The organism is Bradyrhizobium sp. UFLA06-24 (assembly GCF_054967145.1).
This window is the reverse complement of the sequence record NZ_JADFUE010000001.1, coordinates 230,256-254,486: the sequence shown is the minus strand read 5'-3', so window position 1 is coordinate 254,486 and position 24,231 is coordinate 230,256. Positions and strand designations below refer to the sequence as shown.

Sequence of the window (24,231 nt, the reverse complement as noted above, 5' to 3'; positions counted from 1 at the left end):
AGGCGTTCCAGGCCGGAGCCTACACCATCGCGCGGGCTCGCGTTAAGCGCGACCCGCTTGGAAGAGGGGCGTCATTTCGGCTATCAACGTCGGACGAAACTGCCCGGAGGAACTGATGCTCGCCCCAACCCCCGCCTCGCCCGAATCCGTCGGCATGTCGAAGGCCGCGCTCGATCGCGTCGATGCCCATCTGAAGGCCAGGTATATCGATGCCGGCCGCTTCCCGGGCACGCACCTGCTCGTCTACCGCCGCGGCAAGATCGCCCACAGCTCGGTGCAGGGCCTTGCCGATGTCGAGCGCAAGGTGCCGGTCAGGGACGACACCATCTACCGCATCTATTCCATGACCAAGCCGCTCACCAGCGTCGCCTTCATGATGCTGGTCGAGGAAGGCCTCGTCGCGATCGACGAGCCGGTCGCAAAGTACATTCCGGAATGGAAAAACCTCGGCGTGTTCGTCGCCGGCACCTCGCCGTCCTTCCTGACCCGGCCGCCGTCCCGCCCGATGCTGATCGTCGACCTGCTGCGCCACACGTCAGGGCTGACTTACGGCTTCCAGCAGCGCTCCAATGTCGACGCCGCCTATCGCGCCGAGAAGATCGGCGAGGTCGAGAAATCAGGCACGCTCCAGGGCATGATCGAGGGCCTTGCGAAGATCCCGCTGGAATTCTCGCCGGGCGAGGCCTGGAACTACTCGGTCGCGACCGACGTGATCGGCTACCTCGTCGGCAAGATTTCCGGCATGCCGTTCGAGCAGTTCCTAAAGGAACGGATCCTGGATCCGCTCGGCATGACCGACACCGATTTCCACGTGCCGGCTTCCAAGGCGCATCGCTTCGCCGCGTGCTACTCGGCAGACCCGGGCGGCGGCATGACCTTCCACGCCGGCCAGCGCCGCGAGGGCATCACGCTCCAGGATGATCCGGCGACGAGCTCGTTCCTCTCCCCGCCCTCCTTCATCTCCGGCGGCGGCGGGCTGTGCTCGACGGTTGCCGACTATCTGACCTTCTGCCGCGCGCTGCTCAACGGCGGCGAGCTTGGCGGCGTGAGGCTGATCGGGCCGAAGACGCTGGCGCTGATGACGAGCAATCACATTCCGGGCGGGCAGACGCTGCCGGAGATGTCGCGCTCGCTGTTCTCGGAGGCCACCTATAACGGCATCGGCTTCGGCCTGGGATTTGCGGTGACCATGCGCCCGGCCGAGACGCTGATTGCCGGCAGCCCCGGCGAATACAATTGGGGCGGCGCGGCTACGACCTCGTTCTGGATCGATCCGGCTGAAGAGCTGATCACGATCTTCATGACGCAGGTTCTGCCGTCGAGCGCCTATCCGCTCCGACGCGAGCTGCGCAGCATGGTCTATGCCGCAATCACCGAGAGCAATCTCTGACCTTCCTAACATTTGTTGCAATGGGCTCCGCGTCATCGCGGAGCTCATTGCTTCTCTGCTAGTGGAAATGGCCGATCAGATAGATTCCACCGCCGATCACCAGCACGGCCGGAACGGCCCACAAGATCAGGACTGGCATTTGTCATCCTCCTCAGTTTGACGTGCAGACCTTGACGGTCTTCATGCTGCTCTCAGCCTCGGTGCGCGATTTGTAGATCGTGCCCGAAGGACTGACGACCGTCATTGACGAGTCCGTCGGCTTCTTGTCGACGACGGTGCATTTCTTGGTCTTGACGTCCTGCACGACGTAGAACTCGTCGGCCGCGAACGCCGGCAGAGAGAATGCAGTAATCATCAGCGCTGCGGTCATGATCTTCAGTTTCATCTGGTTCCTCCTCCAATCGCCGGGCATTCGGCACCCGGTCTATTCAGGAACGGGAAAAACTAGCAATTTGTTCCTATTGAACCGGAACGACGCCTTCGGCGGGATGTTGACGGAGCGGTCATCTCTCGGAGTCGATCGCATGTCACCGCATCGCGAGGCCCGGATCGCCGGGCTGAGCTTGGCGGCCGTTTATGCCCTCTGCCTGCTGCTCACCGCAATCAGCATGAGCTGAGATGAACTGCGTTCCAGAACTCCTGTTCCGAACCGCCCGCCGGATACGAAAAATCATGGCGCCGCGCCTGCCCTGCCCGTATGGTTTGAGAAAATCATAATCCGGCGCGATCGCGCTGGAACCGGGGCGCCCGCGTTTGTCGAAACTCACCTTGCCGGTCCGACTCGCTCTCCTGGTCACGGGAACGATGCTGCCCTTGATCGTCTTCGCGGTCGGCATTGCCTATTTCAATTATCGTCAGGACCGCAGCGACGCGACGCGCCGGGTGCTCGAGACGGTGCGGAGCATGCGTCTCGTGCTCGATGCCGAAGTGCAGCGGATGACGGGCGGCTTGCAGGTGCTCGCGCTCAGCGATTCCCTGCGCAACGGGGACTTCGACGGCTTCCGGCGTCTCGCCGTCGGATTCATCAGTCAATATGGCGAAGACAGCGTCCTGCTGCTGGCCGACAGGTCCGGGCACCAGCTGTTCTCGACGGCCACGACCGAAACGAAGAATCTGCCGTCGCGCAACAACCACGAAATCGTCGAACGGGTCTTTGCGAGCAAGGCGCCGCAGTATTCCGATCTGTTCGTTGGATCGACCAAGAAGCGTGCGATCGTTACGGTCGAGGTCCCCGTAATGCGCGACGGCGAAGTCGCCTAGGCGCTCTCCTTCAGCCCGCCGATCGACATTTTCCAGCACCTGATCGAGCGGCAGCGCCCGGACGAGCGATGGACCGTATCGCTGCTGGACAGCAAAGGTATCGTTTTCGCGCGCGCTCCCAATCCGGGCGAGACGTTTGGCAAGCAGGCATCGCCATCGCTCTTCGAGGCGATGTTCCGCTCACCCGAGGCGGTTCTGTCGAGCGTCTCGCTCGACGGCGTCGCGCTTGCTTCGGCCTATACGCGATCGCGGCTGACCGGCTGGACCATCGCGGCCGGACTCACCGAGAGCTCGCTGATCGCGCCGCTCTGGCGCAACATCGCGATCACCAGTCTGATCGGCGGCGTGCTGCTCCTGGTTGGCCTCACCTTTGCGATCAGGATGGCAACGACGATCGCGCGCGGCGAGATGCTGCACAATCTTCTGATCGAGGAGCTCAACCATCGCGTCAAGAACACGTTGGCGCTGATGCAGGCGATTGCGGTGCAGACTTTTCGCAGCGCAAGTCGCGACGAGCGAACCAAGTTCGAGGGGCGCCTCGGCGCGCTCGCCGAAGCACATAACCTTCTCAGCCAGGAGAAGTGGGCAGGCTCGGAACTGCGGGACGTGATCGCACGCGCGCTCCAGCCGTTCCTGCTTGCAAATCCCGATCGCATCCGCATGGCCGGCCCCGGCGTGCCAGTGTCGCCGCGGCTCGCCGTGGTGCTGTCGATGATCGTGCACGAGATCGCGACCAACGCCGCGAAATACGGCGCCTTGTCCAACGAGACCGGCCGGGTGACGCTGGACTGGGAGGTCCTCGCCGACACGCCGAAGCCGCGGCTGCGGCTGATCTGGACCGAACTCGGCGGCCCATTGGTGACGGCGCCGGTACAGCGCGGCTTCGGCTCTCGCCTGATCGAGCGCAGCGCACGCGACCAGCTCGGCGGCGAAGCCACGGTCGACTTCCTGCCGCGGGGCGTGGTCTGCACGGTGACCTGCGCGCTGGACGGGGAGCGGTGAAGCAAGGATATCCCAAATGAAGATCACCAACGTTCGCACCCACGTCCTCGAAGCCAAACTCTCGCAGCCTTTCGCCTATTCGCGCGCCTGGTACGACACCCGCAGCGCGATGCTGGTCGAGATCGAGACGGACGACGGCGTGACCGGCTGGGGCGAATGCTACGGACCTGCGCGGATGACGGCGGCGGTCGTCACAAGCGTCGCGCCATGGCTGATCGGCGAGGACCCGCTGCGCACCGAAGTGCTGTGGCAAATGATCTACGCGCGCCTGCGCGATCACGGCCAGAAAGGCGTCGTGATCCAGGGCTTGAGCGGCATCGACATCGCGCTGTGGGATATCAAGGGCAGGCATTTTGGCGTGCCCGTGCATCAGCTGCTCGGTGGCGCCGCGCGGAGGGAGGTGCAAGCCTATGCGACCGGGCTTTACCGGCGCAAATCCGGCGATCCGCTCAAATATCTGCCGGAGGAAGCGGCCGCTTATGCCGCCGAAGGTTTTCGCGCCGTGAAGGTGAAGGTCGGCTTCGGCATAGCGGAGGACGCCGCCGTCACCCGCGTCGTGCGCCAGGCGATCGGTCCGGACGTTGCACTGATGGTGGATGCCAACCACGCCTATGATGCCGTCGGCGCGATCCGGCTCGGCCGGCTGATCGAACCCTACGAGATCGGATGGTTCGAGGAGCCGGTGCCGCCGGAGGATGTCGCGGGCTATCGCGCGGTGAAAGCCGCGCTGACGATCCCCATCGCCGGCGGCGAATGCGAATTCACGCGCTTCGGCTTCCGCGACCTGTTCGCCTCGCACGCGCTCGACGTCGCCCAACCCGATACCTGCGCAGCCGGCGGCCTCAGCGAATGCAAGAAGATCGCCGACATGAGCGAGGCGTTCGGCATCCGCTACAATCCGCATGTCTGGGGCACCGGAATTGCGCTCGCGGCCTCGCTTCAGCTCCTTGCCGTGCTGCCTTCGCACACGCCGACTTCACTGGCACCGCTCGAGCCGATGCTCGAGTTCGATCGCACCGAACATCCGATCCGGCAGGCGATCCTGAGAGAGCCGATCGAGCACGTCAACGGCGTGGTTCGTGTGCCCGATGGTCCGGGCCTCGGCATCGAGATCGACCGCGAGGCGCTGGCGCGATTTGCGCTGACTTAGCGTAGCACCGAAAGATCGTCGCGCTTGTCCCGCTTTAGCGGCGACGCAAGCCACCGTCGAAGGGATCAAATGCGCCGTCCGCGACGGCGCCCTACCCGATCGTCTGCAGCGACGGAAACGTCTCCAGCAACCAGATGCTCACGTTGGAGACCGCGCCGGTGAGGAAGCCGATGCCGGTGATCACCATCAACACGCCCATGGCGCGCTCGACATTGACGAGGTGGCCCTTCATGCGCGCGAACAGCTTTGTGAACTGCTCGATCATCAGCGCGGCGATCAGGAAGGGAATGCCGAGACCGGCGGAATAGACCGCGAGCAGGCCCGCGCCCTTCGTCACGGTGGCTTCGGCGGCGGCGATCGAGAGGATGGCTGCGAGGATCGGGCCGATGCAGGGCGTCCAGCCGAAGGCGAAGGCGAGGCCCATGATGTAGGCCCCCCAGAGCCCGACGGGCTTCGGAATCGGAAGCCGCCCTTCCCGCATCAACAGGCCGATGCGCGTCAGCCCGAGGAAGTGCAGCCCCATCACGATGATGACGATGCCGGCGAGGATCGACAGCTCCGCCGACCAGGCGCGGATCAGTCCGCCGATCAGCGAGGCGCTGGCGCCGAGCGCCACGAAGACCGTGGAGAAGCCCAGCACGAACAGCAGCGCCGAGATCATGATAGCGCGCTTCGAGGCCGTGTCAGGCTCGTCGCTCTCGACATGCTCGATCGTGGCGCCGGTGAGATAGATCAGATAGGGCGGCACCAGCGGCAGCACGCAAGGGGAGAGAAAGCTGACGAGGCCGGCAATCAGCGCCGCCGTAATCGAAACATTTTGCATGATGCAGTCAAAACCATCCCGGGCGCTCGGGCTGGGCGCGGTCAACGCGCACGGGACCAGAGCCGAACCGGCTCTGGTGTAGCCGATGCCGGGGAATGCGCAACAGAGGCGCGATCAAAGCAGGGCTCCTCCCGATGCCATCTGCGATCACAGATGCGGCACCGGGACGCGCACAGATCTCGCAAAAAAGCGAGATCCGGCGGCGCGGCTACTTCACCACGCGGAGCAGCGGACGCCGGGGCTGGTCCTGCGTCTGCTTGGAGGGGGACGGCGGCTCGCTGGCAGCGCTCCGCAGCATCTCGTCGCACAGCGCCTTGAGGTCGGCACTGTCAATTCCTTTGAGCTTCATCCTGACGTCGAGGATGACGATCGAGAGCAATTCGGCCGACTCGCGGCTGTTGCCTTCGTTGAGAACCTTCCGGCACTCCTCGAGCGTCTCGAGCACCGCCTGCAACTGTTCGTCTGAATGCGACACCGGCGTTCTTTCCGTTAATTCGGCCTGCGAGACGTGCTTGAAACGATCCCCTCGGCCCCCAAAGAGCACCAAGGATAACACGAGGACTCCGTGCCCTCGAAGACGATTTCGGTGTGTTCCTGCGTTGAAACAGCGGTTCCAGACGGCATCATTCGGCGCAGCAAGCCAGAACGGTGAAGGGTGAAACGTTTGAGCGGGAGCGATTGATCCGTCTCATCGGGGCGCAAGACGTCTTGCATGCCTGCCTCTGGTCCAGTTGGACCCGGCAATCCCGCAGCCATTCTACGGCTCGCAACGGAACGCACGCCTACCCCTCTTCCGGACAGAAATCAGCCCGTTCCCAACCCCAAGCACACCTAAATACCGTCTCTGGCGCGGTAAGTATGAGTTCAAAACTCACCGTTCCCCAACCCGTCGTGGTTGTGGTTTGCGCTAGATTCTGCCAGTTTAGCGGCCCGAAGGGACTTGTATGCATTCCTTAGCGGAAAGGGGCGTTCCACGAGAGGAACGCCTAAAGACAAACATCAGCGGCCTCTCGGACTGGGATGCCGCCCGCATATTCCTTGAAGTCGTTCGATGCGGAAGCTTCCGATCGGCGGCCGAACGCCTGTCGTTATCGATCAACGCCGTCCGCCGCCGAATCGATGATTTCGAGCGCCAGACCGACACCACGCTCTTCACCCGCGACGTCCATGGCACCCATCTTACCGATGAAGGCGCACTGGTGGTCGCGGCCGTCGAGCGCATGGAGGCAGCTGCCTTCGACGTGATGCGCACCAGTGATTCGACCGCCAACGCCCTCACCGGCGAGGTCCGCGTCGCCGTCACCGAAGGATTGGGTACGTTCTGGCTCGCTCCGCGCTTGGTGGAATTCCAGCAGGCCTATCCGAAGATCCTGGTCGATCTGCATTGCGCGATGCGCTCGGCCGACGTCTCCCGCCATGAGGCCGACGTCGCCATTCATCTGTCGCGCCCCTCGGCGCTCGACGTCAAGCTGGTGCGGCTCGGCCGCATGCACCTGATGTTCTGGGCCTCCAGGAGCTACGTCGAGAAATATGGCGCGCCGCGCTCGCCGGCGGAATTGATCAAGCACCGCCTGGTGCTGCAATTCGCCGATCAGATCGCCGCCAAGGAAACCTTCGAGAGCTTCTTCCCGGGCGTTCCGGAGCGTGACCTTCTGGTCATGAAGACCAACGTCTCAAGCGCCAATTATTGGGCGGTCGCGAATGGCGCCGGCATCGGCGTCTTCCCGAGCTATGCCATTGCGCTTGGCGGGAAGTTGATTCCACTAGAGGTCGAGTTGAACCGACCGCTGGATATCTGGTTGTCCTACCATCCCGGTAGCGGCCGGATTCCCCGCGTGCGGCACATGATTGACTGGCTGATCGAAGCTTTCAATCCGGCTCGCTTCCCGTGGTTTAAGGAAGAGTTCGTGCACCCGCATGAATTCAAGGACTCGTATATGGGCGAACCCCTGACCCAGCTCTTCGGGGGATTTTCAACCGAAGAACAAAGGTGAAAACAGAGATGAAAGCAGCGGCGAAAAGGATGAAGCAGCGCAGTGCCGGCAAGCCGGACATTGAGCTTGGCAAGCGGATCCGTCTGCGGCGCGTCGAGATGAAGATCTCGCAGGCCGAGCTGGGCGAAAAGCTCGGCGTCAGCTTCCAGCAGGTCCAGAAATACGAGAAGGGCGTCAATCGCGTCGGCGCGGCTCGTCTTCAACAGATCGCCTCCGCCCTCGATGTGCCCGTGACCTTCTTCTATGACGGCGACAACAAGGCCCGCGAAGTCGAAAGCCTCCTGTTCCTGGACTCGGCTTTCAGCCTCCGCCTGCTGCGCGCCTACAGCAAGATCAAGGACCAGCCGGTGCAGCGTCAGCTCGTCTCGCTGATGGAATCGATCGCGGCGAACGAGGACTGAGCCGGTCGACGGTCCGGTCCTTCCGGCCCGATGTTCAATCCGCCGCGCCGCGGGGGCGCGGCCGGATTGGGCGTGATATGACGACTCCGGTTTGGGCCCGCGCGCCATCCGCGCGGTCTTGGCTTTTCGGGGCGGCCTGGCCGCCCCTTTTGTTTGCGCTATGCCGGCATCCGCCGTCATTGATCGCTGATATCGCGAACCCTTCCTGACCTTGCTGCGACCTAATCGAGAGCCGTGGTGCCAGGAATGCACCGGTTCGATGTGCCACGCTTAATGGGACCGCAACCCCGATGCCCTAGCCTTCCGCCAATTTCAGCGAATCGGCGCATGCGGCCTGGGCGGCCGGGACGCGCCGACACGAGCGCCCGTTGCGGGTCTCGTCCTCATGGGGAAGACCGGACAAAATGTCGAAACGCCATGTCGTGATCATTGCCATGGGCCTGCTTGCCAGCGCTTCGGCGCTTGCGCAGACCGAGACCACGGGCCAGAGCGGCCCCAAGGCCAATAGTTCGTCCGGCACGGTGCCCGCGACCGCCAACCCGGCTCACGCCGCCGCGCCAAAAGCCGCAGCAGCCCCGGCCTCCACCGCCGAGAGCCGCTCCGCCGCGGCGCTCGCGCTGACGCATGAGCCGACCTATGATGAAGGCACCGCCCAGCGGATCAAGGACGCGGCGCTGAGCTATTCCGACCTTGCGGTGCGCGGCGGCTGGCCGACGATTCCCGCGGACGCAAAATTCGCGCTCGGCGTCCAAGGGGCCAATGACGATCTGCTCCGCAAGCGGCTGATCCTCTCCGGTGACCTTGCGTCCGACAAAGCGAGCGGCGCCTATGACCAGGATCTCGCTGACGGTGTGAAGCGCTTCCAGGCCCGTCACGGCCTTGCACCCACGGGCCTGATGACGCCGCGCACGCTCGCGGCCATGAACGTCCCGGTGCAGAAGCGTATCCGCCAGCTGGAAGCCTCGCTCGAGCGGCTCGAGAACACCAATTTCAGCTTCGGCCAGCGTTATGTCGTGGTGAACATCCCCGCTGCCTACGCCGAGGCGGTCGAGAACGACGTGGTGGTGCGGCGCTATCGCGTCATCGTCGGCAAGACCGAAAAGCCCTCGCCGACATTGACGGCCCAGATCACCGGCGTCGTGCTCAATCCGACCTGGACGGTCCCCTCCTCGATCGCCAAGACCGAGATCTCCGCCCACATGCGCAAGGACCCGACCTATCTGTCGCGCATGCACATGGAGGTGCTCGATGCCCACGACAATCCGATCGATCCGCATTCGGTCGACTGGTCGGGCACGCGCACGCCGAATTTCACCGTGCGCCAGCAGAACGGCAGCTTCAACGCACTCGGCGCGGTCAAGATCGACATGCCGAACTCCTATTCGGTCTACATGCACGACACCAACCAGCGCAATCTGTTCAGCGACGACTACCGCTTCGATTCCCACGGCTGCTCGCGCGTCGACAATGTGCGCGATCTCGCCGCCTGGCTGCTCAAGGACCAGCCGAAATGGACCCGCGCCGCGATCGATGCAGAGATCGCCACCGGGCAACATCAGGACGTCGCCATGGCCAGGAAGGTCCCGGTCGCCTGGATCTATCTCACGGCCTGGATGACCAAGGACCAGACCATCCAGTTCCGCAACGACGTCTATAACCAGGACGAACAGTTGCTGGAGGCGACCGCCGAGGAAGCGGCGTTCTTCAGCAACGCCGGCAACCACCCGCTGACCGCGCATATGGCGCAATAGGCATGCAATCGCGGCACGGGTGGCTGCGGATCTCTTCACCCGCCGCAGTTGACCCGGACCTCGGGCTGACAGCACATTGCGCCTTGTCTGAAGACAAGCGAGCGCGCGATGCCTGACCTCTCCCAAAATACCCCCTACGCCGACGGCAAGATCCTCAAGCAGGTCATCGACGGCGTCGGCGTGATCACCTTCAACAATCCCGACAAGCGCAATGCGATGTCGCTGGAGATGTGGGAGGGATTCGGCGAGGCGCTGACAGCCTTGCGCGACGACGAGACGGTGCGCGTCGTGATCCTGCGCGGTGCCGGCGGCAAGGCGTTCGTGTCGGGCGCCGACATCAGCCAGTTCGAGAAGGTCAGGCACAACGCTGCCGCATCCGAAGCGTATGCCAGGCGCAGCGCCGCCCAGCGCGCGCTGCTTGCCGATTATCCCAAGCCGACCATCGCGTGTATCGAGGGCTTCTGCCTCGGCGGCGGCATGCAGGTCGCGATGCTCGCCGACATCAGGATATCAGCGCATGGCAGCCAGTTCGGCATTCCCGCGGCAAAGCTCGGCATCGCTTATGGCTATGACGGCTTGAAGCACCTGGTGTCGCTGGTCGGGCCGTCCTGGGCCCGGCTCCTGATGTATACCGGCATGCGCATCGACGCGGCGGAGGCGCTGCGCATCGGCCTCGTCGAGCGCCTGTTCCCCATCGATCAGCTCTGGGGAGAGACGATGGCGATCGCGCAGACCATCTCCGAAAACGCCCCGCTCGCGATCAAGGCCGCCAAGATCACCATCGCGCAGGTGCTGAAGGACGAAAGCGCCCGCGACATGGACGCGATCAAGGCGATCGGCACGGCCTGCATGGACAGCGCCGATTTTCGCGAGGGCCGGCAGGCCTTCATGGAAAAGCGGAAGCCGCAGTTCAGGGGAAAGTAAAGGGTCGCCTCGAGCGCACGTCTTTCCGCCGTCATTGCGAGGAGCCCTTGCGACGATGAAATCCAGAACGCATCTGCGGAGAGATTCTGGATTGCGTCGCTGTGCTCGCAATGACGCCGGCGAGAGTGCAACGCTTGGAACTCCTGGCTGATCCTGAACCTTCATTCACCAAGATTAAATTCCTCGCGCGGTTTGTCGCGGTAGCAACCACTTGATCCCTCGCAAGTTCTTCCGCCACCAACGAGGGAGATTGCGATGAAACTCAAATTTGCTGTTCTGGCTGCCATAGGCGGTGCCGCGCTGGCGTCGGGACAAGCGCTCGCGGCAATGCCGAACGGCATCCCGCAGGCCGACCAGGTTGCGAGCGGTCCGGCGGCGCATGTCGATCAAGTGCGGATGGTCTGCAATGCCTGGGGCCGCTGCTGGTGGCGTCCGAACTATTACGGCGCCTACGGCTTTTATGGCCCGCGGCCGTTCTACGGCCCGCGCCCCTGGGGCTGGCGCCATCGCTACTGGCACCGCTGGTGAACGAGAAGGGGCCGCAAGGCCCCTTTGCCATGGCGTCTAACTACAATGCCTCAAGCACCGCCTTCGTGATGTCGGCGGTGCCGTTGCTGCCACCAAATTCCATCGGCTTGAGGCCGCCGGCATAGACCTGATCGACCGCGCGCTCGATTTGCTCGCCTGCCTCCGTCGCGCTCTCGATGCCGTGCTTGTCGGCGAGCCAGTCCAGCATCATCGCCGCCGACAGGATCATGCCGGTCGGGTTGGCCTTGCCCTGTCCCATGATGTCAGGGGCGGTGCCGTGGCATGGCTGGAACACCGCGTAGGTGTCACCGATGTCGGCCGAAGGCGCCATGCCGAGGCCGCCGATCAGGCTTGCGGTGATGTCGGAGACGATGTCGCCGAACATGTTCTCCATCACCATCACGTCGAAATCCCATGGGCGCTTGACCAGCATCGCCGCGCAGGCGTCGACATAGAGCCGATCGGTCTTCACGTCCGGATGCTTCTTCGCGATCTCGTCGAAAATGCCGCGGAAGAACGCAAACGCCTTGAACACGTTCGCCTTGTCGACGCAGGCGAGGGTTCCCTGCTTGCCGCGCGCCTTGCGCCGCTCGGCGAGGCGAAACGAGAAGTCGAACAGCCGCTCGGATGTCTTGCGCGTGATCACCATGGTCTCGCGCGCGTCCTCGTGGGTGACGACGCCCTTGCCCATCGAGGCGAACAGGCCTTCGGTGGACTCCCGGATCACCACGAGATCGATGCCGCGCTGGTCGGCGCCGACGATCGGGCTCGGCACGCCGGGAATGAGGCGCGCCGGGCGCACGCCGGCATAGAGATCGAAGATGAAGCGCAGCTCGATCTGCGGCGCGATTTCGGTGTTGTCGGGGTAGCGCACCGACGGCAGACCGCAGGCCCCGAGCAGGATCGCGTCCGCCCCCTCGCACAGCTTGATCGTCGAATCCGGCATCGACTTGCCGGTGGCGAGATAATTGTTGGCGCCCGCCGGCGCCTCGGTGAAGCGGAAGCTCAGGCCCGACCTGTCGCCGACCTTGCGCAGCACTTCGAGCGCGGGCGCCATGACTTCGGGACCAATGCCGTCACCGGCGAGCACGGCAATGTGAAAGGCGTTGTTTGCGGACATGGGTTTCCTACGCGACGAAAGAAGTGGCCCGTCATGGCGAGCGAAGCGAAGCAATCCAGAACTGCATCTGCGGAAACATTCTGGATTGCTTCGTCGCTTCGCTCCTCGCAATGACGCGTCGAACTACGGCACGAGCACGGTGCGCCCGACCACCGCGCCCTGCTGCAATTGCAGCAGCGCCTCGTTGGCCTTGTCGAGCGGCAGCCGCGTCACCGGGATCGGCGGCACCTTCTTCGCACGCACGAGATCGAGCAGTTCCTGCGTCTCGCGCAGGTTTCCCACATAGCTGCCTTGAATCGTCACCGCCTTGATCGGAATCAGCGGCAGCGCCCAGGTCGCGCCGCCGCCGAACAGGCCTACGATGACGAGCTTGCCGCCCTTGGTCAGACAGTCGAAGCCGAGCTGCGTCGTCGCGGCGTTGCCGACGAGATCGATCACCGCGCGGATCGGACCGCCGGCCTTCTTTGCCAGCTGCTCCAGCGCATCCGGCGCCTTGGGATCAACAGTTGCAAGCGCGCCGGCCTTTTCCGCGGCCTCGCGCTTCCTGGCGTCGATATCGACCATGATCGCACCCTTGCCCCCCATCGCCTTCAAGAGCGAGAGCGCCATGAGCCCGAGACCGCCGGCGCCGAACATCACGATCGGCGTGTCGAAATGCTGCTCGACCTTCTTCAGCGCGCTGTAGGTGGTGACGCCCGAGCACGCATAAGGCGCGGTCGTCGCGGGATCGAGCCCTCTGAGGTTGAGCAGGTAACGCGGATGCGGCACCAGCATGTGATCGGAATAACCGCCATCGCAATAGACGCCGAGCGAGCGCGGGGTCAGGCACATGTTCTCGTCACCGGCAAGGCACGTCGCACATTTGCCGCAGCCGATCCAGGGATAGACCAGGCCGACATCGCCGAGCTTGAGATCGCCCTGGTCGGCCGGCTTCACGTGGGGGCCGAACGCAACAACCTCGCCGACAGTCTCGTGGCCCATGGTCAGCGGCAGATTGATGCCGCGATCCCTCAGCGACAGCGGCTTGCGGCCATGGCCCAGATCGTAGCCGCCTTCCCAGATGTGAAGGTCGCTGTGGCAGACGCCGGCGGCCTTGACCTTGATCAGCACCTGCGTGCCCGACGGCTGCGGCGTCGCCTCATCGAACTCCTGCAGCGGCGCCTTGAAATCGGCAACCTTGAAACTCTTCATCGGCTTCCTCCCGGCATTCGTCTTGTCGTCGCCACCATGCCACGGGCGGCCAAGTGAGACAAATCCGGGACTCGTCTTAGTTCAGGCCAGCGGATGGTGGCAAGCCGCGAACTGGCCTGACGTGACCTCGCGCAACTCCGGTATCTCCGCGCTGCATCGCTGGTCCGCCCGCGGGCAGCGGGTGCGGAAGCGGCAGCCGGAGGGCGGTGCGATCGGCGACGGCGGCTCGCCGGTTGCTACACTCTCGGCGGGGCGCACATCCGGATCCGGCACCGGGATCGCCTGCAGCAGCAGCGCCGTATAGGGATGCGCGGGCCTCGCAAACAATTGCTCCGATGGCCCGACCTCGCAGAGCCGGCCGAGATACATCACCGCGACGCGGTCGCTCACGGCTTTGACGACCGCGAGGTCATGCGCGATGAATAGCAGCGTCAGGCCGAACCGCGCCTTCATCTCCTCCAGCAGATTCAGGATCTGCGCGCGAATGGAGACATCGAGCGCCGAGACCGGCTCGTCGCAGACGATAAATTCGGGATTGAGTACCAGCGATCGCGCGATCGAAATGCGCTGGCACTGGCCGCCGGAGAATTCGTGCGGCAGGCGGTTCGCCACGAGTTCGGGATCGAGCCCGACAGCGGCGAGCACGTCGTGAACCCTGCGCCTGCGCTCGGCGGCGTCCTTGACACCGGCGATGATCAGCGGTTCGGCGACGATGTCGCCGATGCGCCGGCGCGGATTGAGCGAGGCGATCGGATCCTGGAAGATGAGCTGCACGCGGCGGCGCATCTTGCGCAGCGCCTCGCCCTCCATCGCGGTGAGGTCCTCGCCGTCGAACAGCACGCGGCCGGACTTGGCGCGGCGCAATTGCAGCACGGCGCGCCCCAGCGTCGACTTGCCGCAGCCGGATTCACCGACCAGCCCCAGCGTCTCGCCGCGCGCTACATGAAGGCTGACGCCGGAGACGGCATGCACGGTCTTGTTGCCGAGCCCATATTCAACGACGAGATTGTCGACGTTCAGGAGCGGCTCGTCGCGCACGGCCAGCTGCATCATGCGCCGATCCTTTCCGCCATCTGGATCGGGTGGAAGCAGGCATAGAGATGATCCGCCGTCTCGGCGCTCATCAGGCCCGGCTTGGCCTCACGACAGCGGCTGGTGGCATAGCGGCAGCGCGGCGCGAAGGAGCAGCCCTTCAGCGGCCGGGTCGGATCGGGCGGCCGGCCGGAAATCGCCGGCAACGGCGTATGCGGCGCGGTCTCCAGCTTCGGGATCGCCGCCAGCAGCGCTTCCGTGTAAGGCATATGCATGCGTTTGAACAACGCCTGCGTCGGCGCGCGCTCCACCACCCTGCCCGCATACATCACCGCGACCTCGTCGGCGCGGCCGGCGACCACGCCGAGATCGTGCGTGATGATGATCATCGCCATATGGCGGCGGCGCTGCTCGCGCGCCAGCAGATCGAGGATCTGCGCCTGGATGGTGACGTCGAGCGCCGTGGTCGGCTCGTCCGCGATCAGCAGTTTCGGCTCGCAGGACAGCGCGATCGCGATCGCGATGCGCTGGCGCATGCCGCCGGAGCATTGATGGGGATATTGCGCGAGCCGCTGCTCCGGCGCCGGGATGCCGAGGGCGGCGAGCAGCTCGATGCTGCGTTTGCGCGCGGCGGGCGCCTCTAACTCGAGATGCTCCTGGATCGTCTCCATCAGCTGAGTGCCGATGGTAAGCACCGGATTGAGCGAGGTCATGGGGTCCTGGAACACCACCGCGAGGTCGCGCGCGCGGAGGCGCCGCAGGCTTTCAGGGGCGAGCCGGACCAGATCCTGACCGTCGAACGTGACGCGCCCCGTGAGCTTCGCCTTCCTCGGCAGCAGCTGAAGGACCGCGCGCGACAGCATCGTCTTGCCACAGCCGGATTCACCGACGATCCCGAGCGTGCGGCCCGCCTCCAGCGACAGATCGACATGGTCGACGGCGCGCAAGATACCGCGCGGGGTCGGCAGCTCGACCGCGACGTCCTCGATGGTCAGGAGCTGTGTGCTCACAGCGCCCCCTGACGCGGGTCGGTCAGCGCCCGCATGGTGTCGCCGACGAGGTTGAACGCCAGCACGGTGAGGAACAATCCGGCCGCCGGCAGGAAGGCGAGCCGCGGCGCGACGTCGAGGCTGTCGCGCCCCTCGCCGATCATGCTGCCCCAGCTCGCCATCGGCGGCGGCACGCCTAGGCCGAGAAAGGACAACGCCCCCTCGACCACGATGGTGACGGCGACACCGAGCAGGAAGAAGGCGAGCAGCGGCAGGATCACGTTCGGCAGCAGCTCGCGCAGCAGAATGCGCGCATGGCTGGCACCCAGTGCCTCGGCCGCGATCACGAATTCGCGCCGCGCCAGAGACAGCGTCGCTGCGCGCGCGACCCGCATGAAGGCGGGAATGCCGAGCACGCCGAGGATGACGGTGAGATTGGGAATGGACTGGCCGAGATAGGCTGTGACCGCGAGCGCGAAGATCAGCGGCGGAAACGCCAGCAGCACGTCCATGCTGCCGACCACCAGCGTTTCGAACCTCCCGCGGAAATAGCCGGCGAGCAGACCGAGCGCACCGCCGATGCCGAGGCCGATCAATGGGGCGATCAACCCGACTGTCAGCGAGACGCGCGCGCCGAAGATCAGCCGGGCCAGTTCGTCGCGGCCGAGACCGTCGGTGCCAAGCCAGTGCTCGCTGGAAAAGGCGGCGCGCCGCTCCAGCATGTCCATGTCGACGGGATTTTGCAGCGGCAGCAGAGGCGCAAGAATCGCAAGCGCGAGGATGATGGCGAGCCAAAGGCTCGCGATCCAGAACAACAGCCCGAGCTTGCGCTTGCGCCTGACCGGCGCGGCTGTCACCTCGTCCTGCATCGAGAGCTCAAGCGTGGCCATGAAGGATCCTCGGATCGAGCACGGCATAGAGCATGTCGACGATGAAGTTCACGAGCACGAAGCCGCAGGCGACGAGCAGCACCACGCCCTGGAGGATGACGAGGTCACGGGTATAGATCGCCCCGACCAGCAGCCGGCCGATGCCGGGCAGCGCGAAGATCGATTCCACGATCAAGGTGCCGCCGAGCAGGCGACCGATGTTGATGCCCGTCACCGTCACCAGCGTCAGCGACGACGGCTTGAGCGCATGGACGAACAGGATGCGCGACGGCTTCAGGCCCTTGGCCTTCGCGAGCGCGATATAGTCCTCCTGCAAGGTCGCGATCATGTCGGAGCGCAGCACGCGCATGATTCCAGGCCATTCCGCCAGCGCCAGCGTCAGCGCCGGGAGCACGAAGAAGCGCAAGTTCGAGAGCGGCTCTTCGGTGAACGGCACATAGCCGGTCGCCGGCAGCCAGTGCAGCTCGACCGCGAACAGATAGATCAGGAGGATCGCCACCAGGAAGGACGGCATCGACAGCATCGCAAAGGCGCTGCCGGTCATGAAGCGATCGAATGCGCCGCCGGCGCGCGCGGCGCAGGCGATCGCGATCGGCACGCCGATCAGGAGCCCGACGAACTCCGCCATCAGCATCAATTCGAGCGAGACCGGAATGCGCTCGGAGACCGCCTGCAGCACCGTCTGCCCGGTGCGGAACGAGCGGCCGAGGTCGCCTTGGAGGACGTGCCCGAGCCAGCTCAGGTAACGCCACCATAGCGGCTGGTCGAGCCCCATGTCATGGCGGAGCGCCGCGACGTTCTCCGGCGTCGCCTGATCGCCGAGGATGACCATGGCAAGATCACCCGGCAGCAGCGAGGCGATCAGGAAGGTGAGCAGCGAGACGGCGAGCAGCACCGGCAGGATCGCCAGCAGCCGCCGCACGATGAAGTTCAGCATCACCAGGTCATTCCAGCCAGGTGTCGGAGACGTCGATCACGCTGTTGTAGATTTTCGCGAAGCCTTTCAGCTTCGCGCTCGACAGCGCATAATAGGTGTTCTGGAACGTCCAGAACCAGATCGCTTCCTTGTTGATGAGCCGGCTGATGGCGCAATAATCCTCGGTGCGCTGGCCGACATCGGCTGTGACGCGCGCATGGTCGAGCAGCCGGTCGAGCTCCGGATCGGAGAAGCCGGCGAGCGCGAGCGGGCTGCCGGTGTGGAAGTTCGCGTACATCTGCGGATCGGGATCGGCGAGATCGACGATGCGCCACGGCGTCAGCTGGAATTGACGCGTGAAAGCGCGCGAGGGAATGGTTGCCTGATCGACCTGCTCGATCTCCATGTTGGCGCCGACGCGCTTCCAGAATTGCTGCAGCACCTGGCCGATCATGCGGCCGCGGGGCGTCGCGGTGACCAGCATCTTGAACTCGACCGGCTTGCCGTAGTCCTTGATCAGCGCCTTGGCCTTCTCGACATCGTAAGGCAGCGCGCCATCGTCCTTGCACTTGACCCAGGACCCATCTCCGTAAGGATTGCTCGCGGGCCGGCTCAGGCCGTTGCTGATTGCCTGCGACATTTTGGGCCGGTCGATCGCCATCACCAGCGCCTGGCGCACGCGGACGTCGTCGAACGGCGCCACCTTGGTGTTGAAGGCGTAGACCTGCGCACCCGAGCCCTTGTAGGTGTGTACGGTGAGCTTAGAGTCCTTCTGCGCCTTCATGATGTTGTCGGCGTCGTTTTCGTCGTCCCAGATAATGTCGGCCTCGCCCGATTGCAGCGAGGCGAAGCGTGACTGCGCATCGGGCAGCGGCTTCAGAACGATGCGGTCGAGGTACGGACGGCTCTTGTCCCAATAATTGGGATTCTTCTCCAGCACCATGCGGTCGCCGGCCGTCCATGATTTCAGGATATAGGGACCGGTGCCGACCGGGTTTCGGTTGTAGTCGTCGCCCTTGGTCTTCCACGCCGTCGGCGAGTGTACGACGTTGTTTTGGCTCTGGATGGTGATCGTCGCCGGCAGGTTCACCGAGGGGTCGGTGAGATGATAGACCACGGTGTATTCGTCGGGCGCCAGCACCTCCTTGACGTTGGTGATGTAGAAGGCGCAACGGCACTTGTTGGCGGGGTCCTTCTGCCGGTCGAAATTCTCCTTGAAGGCCTGCGCATTGAACGGCGTGCCGTCATGGAATGTCACGCCCTTGCGCAGCTTGAAGGTCCAGGTCTTGTAATCGTCGGAATGGGTCCAGGATTCCGCGAGCTTCGGCGCCGCCTCGCCCTTGTCGTCGAGCGTGACGAGCGTGTCGAAGATCGCGGCCGCCGCGGTGAAGGTGGAGGTATCGTAGACGCCGACCTTGAGCGGATCGAAGCCCGGAATGTCCAGCTCCTGGCCGACGGTGATGCTGCCGCCGGCCTTCTGCGCCGACGCCGGCCCGGCCAGCGGGACGATCGCAAATGCCGCAACAAGGAAAATCGGCGCGTGCCTGCGCGCCGCAGCAGCAATCCTGGTCATGGTTCCTCCCGGGATCCTCGTCCGATGTTTCGGATCGTTGAATGACTCGGAGGCGAGATTGGCGACAAACGCGCGCGACGGCAAGAGGGACGCGCGAGCGATCAGTTGCCGCATGCGGCGGCGCAATGTTGCTCGGCGCGTCGCGGATGTTTTGCCTGTCGGAATTGACGTATCATTCGCGAAGGCCGATCTCCTCGCGCAGCGCATCCGTATGCTCGCCGAGCACGGCGATCGTCCTACCCGGCGTGGTGTCGGCACCCGACATCCGGAACGGCAGATTGAGCACCTGAAACGAGCCGCCTCCGTCCTGCACGGACGAGAGCGCTTGCCGGTGCGCGAGCTGCGGATCGGCCAGCGCCTCTGACACGGTGCGATAGGCCGAAGCCGGCACGCCGGCGGCGCCGAGCGCTGCGAGACACGCGTCGGTTGCGAGCTGCCGCGACCAGGCTTCGACCCCATCCATCACCTCTGCCCAGTTCTCGCGTCGCGGGGCATAGGTCGAGAAGCGAGGATCGGAGATCCATTCGGGGCGGCCGATCACGCCCATCAGGGCCTGAAACGTCTTCTCGCTGGCGACCGTGATCATCACATAGCCGTTCGCCGTCTCGGTCGGCCCGAACATCGGGCGCGGCGGCGGCTTTACGGCGAATTGCGCGCCCTGCAATTCGGTCAAGGTCAGCGACAGCATCGATTCCAGCATGGAGACGTCGATGTGCTGGCCGAGCCCGGTCACGCTGCGCTGATAGAGCGCGGAGGCGATCGCGCCGAAGCCGTAGGTGCCGGTGACGACGTCGGCATGATAGATGCCGCAATAGTCGGGCCTGTTGCGGCCGGGCTGATAGGCGAGATGCGCCATGTCGTAGCCGGAGGCGGCATGGATTACCGGCGCGTAGGCCGGCAGCTCGGCCGAGGGGCCGGTCTGGCCGTAGCCGGAGATCGAGCAATAGATCAGCCTGGGATTGACGGGGCGCAGGCTGTCGTAGTCGAGCCGCAGCCGGCGCATCACGCCGGGACGAAAATTCTCGACCAGGATGTCCGACGTGGCGACCAGCCGGCGGACCGCCTCGCGCCCGTCCTCGGACTTGAGGTCGAGCACGACGCTCTTCTTGCCGACATTGAGCTGGCCGAACACGGTGCTGCAGCCCTTGCGCAGCGGTGGCCGGGTGCGCATCGTCTCGCCGCCGTCGGTCTCGATCTTGATGACCTCGGCGCCCATGTCGGCCAGCATCCGCGCGCAATGAGGCCCGGCGATGGTGGTCGAAAAATCCAGCACCCTGAGGCCCGCAAAGGCCTTTGTCGTCATCCTCTCATGCTTATCTGCTAGCTGCATCCCCATGCCCCTTTGGAACCTTCATTGTTCTCTCTTGTTGATGCGGCGACCCTAGAGGGCGGCGGCTGAGTAGGAAAGTCTTTACCGAACAGAGGCGCCGCGTGGGGGGCTGGAGAATTTCCGGAGCAACTGGACCCGTTCTTGCATAGCAGCAAACGGGATCGGATGAGGGCAGCTGTTCTTGAGGGTCTTGTTCGTCACGACAGAGATGGACGACTTCGTCCGCGTCGGCGGACTCGGCGCCGTGTCCGCGGCCTTGCCTCGTGCGCTGCGTCCCTTCGCCGACATCCGGATCATGCTGCCCGGCTATCGCGACATCATCGAGCAACTCACGCATATTCAGATCGTTGGCCGCTGCCCGGCATTCGCGGAAATGCCGGCCTGCTCGCTGGGCCGGGCCGCGACCAAGGACGGAATGCCTGTTTATGTGCTGTTGTGCTCGCAGCTCTACGACCGGCCCGGCAACCCCTATGGCGACGAGTCCGGGCGCGACTGGCCTGATAACGACATCCGCTTCGCGCGGTTTGCTTCGGCGGCCGCTGAGCTGGCCATGGGCATGCTGGACAAGAATTGGGCAGCAGACCTGATCCATGCCAATGACTGGCAGGCCTCGCTCGTGCCGGCCTATCTCGCCTGGCGCGGCGCCAAGCTGCCGTCGATCCTGACGATCCACAACCTCGCCTATCAGGGTCTCTTCCCGAAGGAGTCGTTGCGGCGGGTCGGCGTCCCCGAAAGCTCCTTCCACATCGACGGCGTCGAGTTCTACGACCAGCTCTCCTTCCTGAAGGCCGGGCTGGTCTACGCCTCCCACCTCACCACCGTCAGCGGCACCTATGCGCGCGAGATCACGACCGAGGAATTCGGTTGCGGCCTCGAAGGCCTGCTGCGCGTCCGCTCCGAGGCGTCCGAGCTCACCGGCATCCTCAACGGCATCGACGAGAGCTGGGACCCGCGCTATTGCGCCCAGCTCGCGCAACAATTCGGGGCCGGCGACTGGGTCGGCAAGAAAGCCAATGCGGATTACGTGCGCAAGCAGTTCGGGCTTGCAGTCTCGCGCGGGCCGATGTTTGCGATCGTCGCGCGGCTGGTGCATCAGAAGGGCATCGACCTCGTGCTGTCGGCCGCCGACGAGATCGTCGACGCCGGCGGGCAGATCGTGGTCACCGGCTCCGGCGAGCCCGCGCTCGAGCAGGCGCTGATCGACGCGCATCGCCGCCGCCCCGACGCCATCGGCGTCACCATCGGCTTCAACGACGCTCAGGCGCGGCGCATCTTCGCCGGCAGCGATTTCACCTTGATGCCCTCCCGCTTCGAGCCCTGCGGGCTCAGCCAGATGTACGCCCAGCGCTTCGGCTCGCTGCCGATCGGGCACCAGACCGGCGGCCTTGCCGAAACCATCAGCGACGGCGAGACCGGCTTCCTGTTCTCGAGACCGTCGCACGAATCTTTCCTCGGCGGCGTCCGCCGTGCCTTCGAGGCGTTCATGGCCCACGACCAGCTCGACACCATGCGCCGCAGCGCCATGGGCCGGTCATTCTCCTGGAGCATCTCGGCGGGAAGTTACAGCAAGCTGTACCGGAAGCTGGCGGCGGCGTGAGCTGCGCGTTCTCTCATGCCCCGGACGCAGCGCAGCGTCTCTTCCACGGTGCGCTGCTGAGCCGGGGCCCATGTGGCACCGGATTTCGCGGCTCCTGGATCCCGGCTCTGCGCCGCAACGCTCACGCGTTGCAGCTTGTCCGGGACACGGAGATCATTCCTCACCCCTTCCCGCGCACGTCCATCTGCGAGCGACCAATCCAGGCGCGGTTGAGGCAGCGGGTCATCCAGTCCGGCTGCGGCTCGCCGCGCAGGCGCGCCAGCGCTTCCTGGTAGGGACCGACATACCGCAGCCGGTCGGGCAGTTTCGGATAAACGCGCTTGATCCACCGCAGTGCGTTCTCCGCAGATCTCTTGTCGGGCGCGTCGAACTCAAGACCGAACCCTAAGCGCAGGCGCTCCGGCAGCAGGCTTGCCGTGAGCGCGCGGTACCATCGCGGCGGCCGCAGCCACGGACGCGCGCCGCCGAAAATCTGCGCCGCGATCTCGCGCGCGGCCGGGCTCACGGTGAGCGTCTCCGACTGCACCATCGCGGCCGTGTAGGCCGCAAAGCCGGACCAGTCGGCCGGCAGGTCATCCGCCGTCAGTCCGAACAGCGCGCCGAACGTCCGGCTTTCGGTCCAGTAGCGCTCGCGCTCCGCCACCGAGAACGGCGGCAGCACCAGATCGTGCGCCATCAACGCGGTCTCGACCAGCGTGGCATGAACCCAGCGCAGCGACGGGATGTCGTTGGCACAGTAACGCGAGCCGGCCGCGAACGGACCGACGGTCTCCGGCATCTCGCCGACGATCATGCTGTGGCGCCGGTGTAGTTGCCGCGATGACGACAGCGCCCGGTCGAGCGAGCCGAACACCATGGCGAAGACGATGTCGAAGGTGCGATGGAAGCGCCCGATCGGATCGGCAAGGGTCTTGGAATGTTCGGCGATCGCGGCCGCGACCCAGGGATGCGCGAGCTGAAGCAGCAGCGCCCGGCCGGCGCCGAGGAAGATGACGGCCTCCCGGTCGATCCGCCAGGTCACCGTGTCAGGACCGAACACGCCGGCGACCGGGCCCGCCGCGCGAGCGCGGACCTGATCGAGAGCTATCTCCAGCTCGTTCCCGGATACCACCTGCTGGGACCTCATCGACTGCGGCTTGCTACGATCCGCAAGGCCTGTGGCAATTCGATGAAGCGAACGGCGGCCTGAGGCGCTATTCCGCGGCCATCGGCATGTCGTCCAGATGCTCGTGCAACACTACGCCCGATAGGGGATCGAATTCGCCGACCCACGGCGCGCGCGCCAGCACCGAGCGGGTATGTGCGTAGCCCGCATCCCAGCGCTGCATGATCCCGGACGGGCTGAAGTCGATGTCCTTGGTGTGGCTTTCGCGGTCGAGCTGGGGCGAGAGCAGCCGCACCACATGCATCCGGGTCGGACAGCCATAGCCGGTCAATTCCCTCACCGCGGGATCGGCACGCTCGCTTTCGGGCAGACGCCCGGCGAGCTGGTTGATGACGTGGCGGAGACGATGGGCCTGCTGCTGGCGGACGATCTGGCTCGCGATGCGGCTGGAGTACTGCACGTCCTTGTGACGATTCAGCACCTCCGCCATCGTGGTCGGCTCGGTGCCGACGGGATTCCATAGATGCACCGCGAAGATCAGCGAATCCTTGCGCGGGTTGTCGTCAAAGACCGCCTCGGTCGGCGTGTTCGACAGGATCCCGCCATCCCAATAGAGCTCGCCATCGATGCGCACCGCCGGAAACGCCGGTGGAAGCGCGCCCGAGGCCATGATGTGCTTCACCGTGAGCTCGCCGTCGCGGCTGTCGAAATAGCGCATCTGGCTGCTACGGACATGCGCCGCGCCGACCGTCAGCCGCGGCGCGCAGCGATTGACCAGGCTGAAATCGACGAGCTCGCAGAGCGTCTTCTCCAGCGGCGCGGTCGAATAGAAGCCGGCATGTTCGGCTCCCAGCGGGTAGGAATCGCCGGCATGCGCCAGCGGATTGGGCCGGAAGAAGCCGGGAAGGCCGTTGGTGACGGTCGACCAATAGGCCAGCTTGTCGTTGAAGCCGGGAAACGCGCTGCGCAGATTCCAGACCGGGTTCTGCTCCATCCGCTTCCAGAATTCTTTCAGCCGCGCCAGCCGCTGTCCCGGCTCGTTGCCTGCAATGAGGCTTGCATTGATCGCGCCGATCGAGGTGCCGATGATCCAGTCCGGCTCGATGCCGGCCTCGTGCAGGGCCTGGTACACGCCAGCCTGGTAGGAGCCGAGGGCGCCGCCGCCCTGGAGGACCAGCACGACCTGGCCCGGCAGGTCCTTGCTCTTTGCGTTGTCCTGTGTGCCGTTCATGGTTCGCTCCTGATGGGCCTGCGTCGGTCGAATG

Annotated in this window: 20 protein-coding genes and 2 pseudogenes; 9 read left to right on the top strand and 13 right to left on the bottom strand. The window is 64.9% G+C overall.

Annotated elements, in window-relative coordinates:
* Positions 1-115: 115 nt before the first annotated feature.
* Positions 116-1,390 carry a serine hydrolase domain-containing protein gene (locus IF809_RS01145; protein ID WP_453992205.1) on the top strand — a complete coding sequence of 425 codons (1,275 nt, stop codon included), beginning with the start codon at positions 116-118 and terminating at the stop codon, positions 1,388-1,390.
* 151 nt (positions 1,391-1,541) lie between these two features.
* On the opposite strand, the gene IF809_RS01140 is transcribed toward IF809_RS01145, so the two are convergent.
* Positions 1,542-1,775 (bottom strand): hypothetical protein, encoded by a 234-nt coding sequence (locus IF809_RS01140; protein ID WP_128967548.1) that lies wholly within the window; start codon positions 1,773-1,775, stop codon positions 1,542-1,544.
* Positions 1,776-2,194: 419 nt separating this feature from the next.
* Between IF809_RS01140 and IF809_RS01135 the strand changes: the two are divergent.
* A pseudogene (locus IF809_RS01135) lies at positions 2,195-3,652 on the top strand (sensor histidine kinase).
* 16 nt (positions 3,653-3,668) lie between these two features.
* Positions 3,669-4,802: a mandelate racemase/muconate lactonizing enzyme family protein gene (locus tag IF809_RS01130; RefSeq protein ID WP_462836608.1), complete on the top strand. Its 1,134-nt coding sequence runs from the start codon at positions 3,669-3,671 to the stop codon at positions 4,800-4,802.
* 91 nt (positions 4,803-4,893) lie between these two features.
* Here the strand turns inward: IF809_RS01130 and IF809_RS01125 are convergent, their stop codons facing one another.
* Together IF809_RS01125 and IF809_RS01120 are read right to left on the bottom strand one after the other, a co-directional pair.
* On the bottom strand, positions 4,894-5,625 hold the full coding sequence (locus IF809_RS01125) for a cytochrome c biogenesis CcdA family protein (protein ID WP_128967550.1): 732 nt from the start codon (positions 5,623-5,625) through the stop codon (positions 4,894-4,896).
* A 208-nt stretch (positions 5,626-5,833) separates the two neighbouring features.
* Complete coding sequence (locus tag IF809_RS01120; protein WP_453979879.1) at positions 5,834-6,100, bottom strand: hypothetical protein; 267 nt, start codon at positions 6,098-6,100, stop codon at positions 5,834-5,836.
* 469 nt (positions 6,101-6,569) lie between these two features.
* On the opposite strand from IF809_RS01120, the gene IF809_RS01115 reads away from it, so the two are divergent.
* From IF809_RS01115 to IF809_RS01095, 5 genes are all read left to right on the top strand, one after another.
* Positions 6,570-7,619 carry a LysR family transcriptional regulator gene (locus tag IF809_RS01115; RefSeq protein ID WP_453979880.1) on the top strand — a complete coding sequence of 350 codons (1,050 nt, stop codon included), beginning with the start codon at positions 6,570-6,572 and terminating at the stop codon, positions 7,617-7,619.
* A 29-nt stretch (positions 7,620-7,648) separates the two neighbouring features.
* The gene (locus IF809_RS01110) at positions 7,649-8,020 is read left to right on the top strand and encodes a helix-turn-helix domain-containing protein (RefSeq protein ID WP_462836607.1); all 372 of its coding nucleotides are present in this window, start codon (positions 7,649-7,651) and stop codon (positions 8,018-8,020) included.
* Between the two features lie 404 nt (positions 8,021-8,424).
* A complete protein-coding gene (locus IF809_RS01105; protein ID WP_462836606.1) occupies positions 8,425-9,771 on the top strand; it encodes a L,D-transpeptidase family protein in 1,347 nt (448 codons plus the stop codon).
* A 108-nt stretch (positions 9,772-9,879) separates the two neighbouring features.
* Positions 9,880-10,695, top strand: coding sequence for an enoyl-CoA hydratase (locus IF809_RS01100; protein WP_462836605.1), 816 nt, complete (start codon positions 9,880-9,882; stop codon positions 10,693-10,695).
* Between the two features lie 255 nt (positions 10,696-10,950).
* Positions 10,951-11,223 carry a hypothetical protein gene (locus tag IF809_RS01095; protein WP_462836604.1) on the top strand — a complete coding sequence of 91 codons (273 nt, stop codon included), beginning with the start codon at positions 10,951-10,953 and terminating at the stop codon, positions 11,221-11,223.
* A gap of 40 nt (positions 11,224-11,263) precedes the next feature.
* Here the strand turns inward: IF809_RS01095 and IF809_RS01090 are convergent, their stop codons facing one another.
* The 8 genes and pseudogenes from IF809_RS01090 to IF809_RS01055 form a co-directional block, all read right to left on the bottom strand.
* The gene (locus IF809_RS01090) at positions 11,264-12,343 is read right to left on the bottom strand and encodes an isocitrate/isopropylmalate dehydrogenase family protein (RefSeq protein WP_462836603.1); all 1,080 of its coding nucleotides are present in this window, start codon (positions 12,341-12,343) and stop codon (positions 11,264-11,266) included.
* 123 nt (positions 12,344-12,466) lie between these two features.
* Positions 12,467-13,534 carry an alcohol dehydrogenase gene (locus IF809_RS01085; RefSeq protein WP_128967559.1) on the bottom strand — a complete coding sequence of 356 codons (1,068 nt, stop codon included), beginning with the start codon at positions 13,532-13,534 and terminating at the stop codon, positions 12,467-12,469.
* A gap of 81 nt (positions 13,535-13,615) precedes the next feature.
* Positions 13,616-14,587, bottom strand: a complete 972-nt coding sequence (locus IF809_RS01080) for an ABC transporter ATP-binding protein (protein ID WP_128967560.1) — start codon at positions 14,585-14,587, stop codon at positions 13,616-13,618.
* A complete protein-coding gene (locus IF809_RS01075) occupies positions 14,584-15,576 on the bottom strand; it encodes an ABC transporter ATP-binding protein (protein ID WP_462836602.1) in 993 nt (330 codons plus the stop codon). Before IF809_RS01075 ends, IF809_RS01080 begins: the two co-directional genes overlap by 4 nt.
* Positions 15,573-16,445 (bottom strand): ABC transporter permease, encoded by an 873-nt coding sequence (locus IF809_RS01070; protein WP_128967562.1) that lies wholly within the window; start codon positions 16,443-16,445, stop codon positions 15,573-15,575. The genes IF809_RS01075 and IF809_RS01070 overlap by 4 nt, the downstream gene beginning before the upstream one ends.
* Complete coding sequence (locus IF809_RS01065) at positions 16,432-17,382, bottom strand: ABC transporter permease (RefSeq protein WP_462836601.1); 951 nt, start codon at positions 17,380-17,382, stop codon at positions 16,432-16,434. Before IF809_RS01065 ends, IF809_RS01070 begins: the two co-directional genes overlap by 14 nt.
* Before the next feature lie 7 nt (positions 17,383-17,389).
* Entirely contained in the window at positions 17,390-18,934 is a 1,545-nt protein-coding gene (locus IF809_RS01060) for an ABC transporter substrate-binding protein (RefSeq protein WP_462836724.1), read from the bottom strand.
* Between the two features lie 144 nt (positions 18,935-19,078).
* Positions 19,079-20,264, bottom strand: a pseudogene (locus IF809_RS01055) (CaiB/BaiF CoA transferase family protein); the annotation flags it as partial.
* Between the two features lie 181 nt (positions 20,265-20,445).
* Here IF809_RS01055 and glgA point away from each other — a divergent pair.
* Entirely contained in the window at positions 20,446-21,861 is a 1,416-nt protein-coding gene (glgA, locus tag IF809_RS01050; protein WP_462836600.1) for a glycogen synthase GlgA, read from the top strand.
* Positions 21,862-22,021: 160 nt separating this feature from the next.
* Here the strand turns inward: glgA and IF809_RS01045 are convergent, their stop codons facing one another.
* Together IF809_RS01045 and IF809_RS01040 are read right to left on the bottom strand one after the other, a co-directional pair.
* Positions 22,022-22,987: an oxygenase MpaB family protein gene (locus IF809_RS01045; protein ID WP_462836599.1), complete on the bottom strand. Its 966-nt coding sequence runs from the start codon at positions 22,985-22,987 to the stop codon at positions 22,022-22,024.
* A gap of 67 nt (positions 22,988-23,054) precedes the next feature.
* On the bottom strand, positions 23,055-24,197 hold the full coding sequence (locus IF809_RS01040) for a patatin-like phospholipase family protein (protein ID WP_462836598.1): 1,143 nt from the start codon (positions 24,195-24,197) through the stop codon (positions 23,055-23,057).
* Between the last annotated feature and the right edge of the window lie 34 nt (positions 24,198-24,231).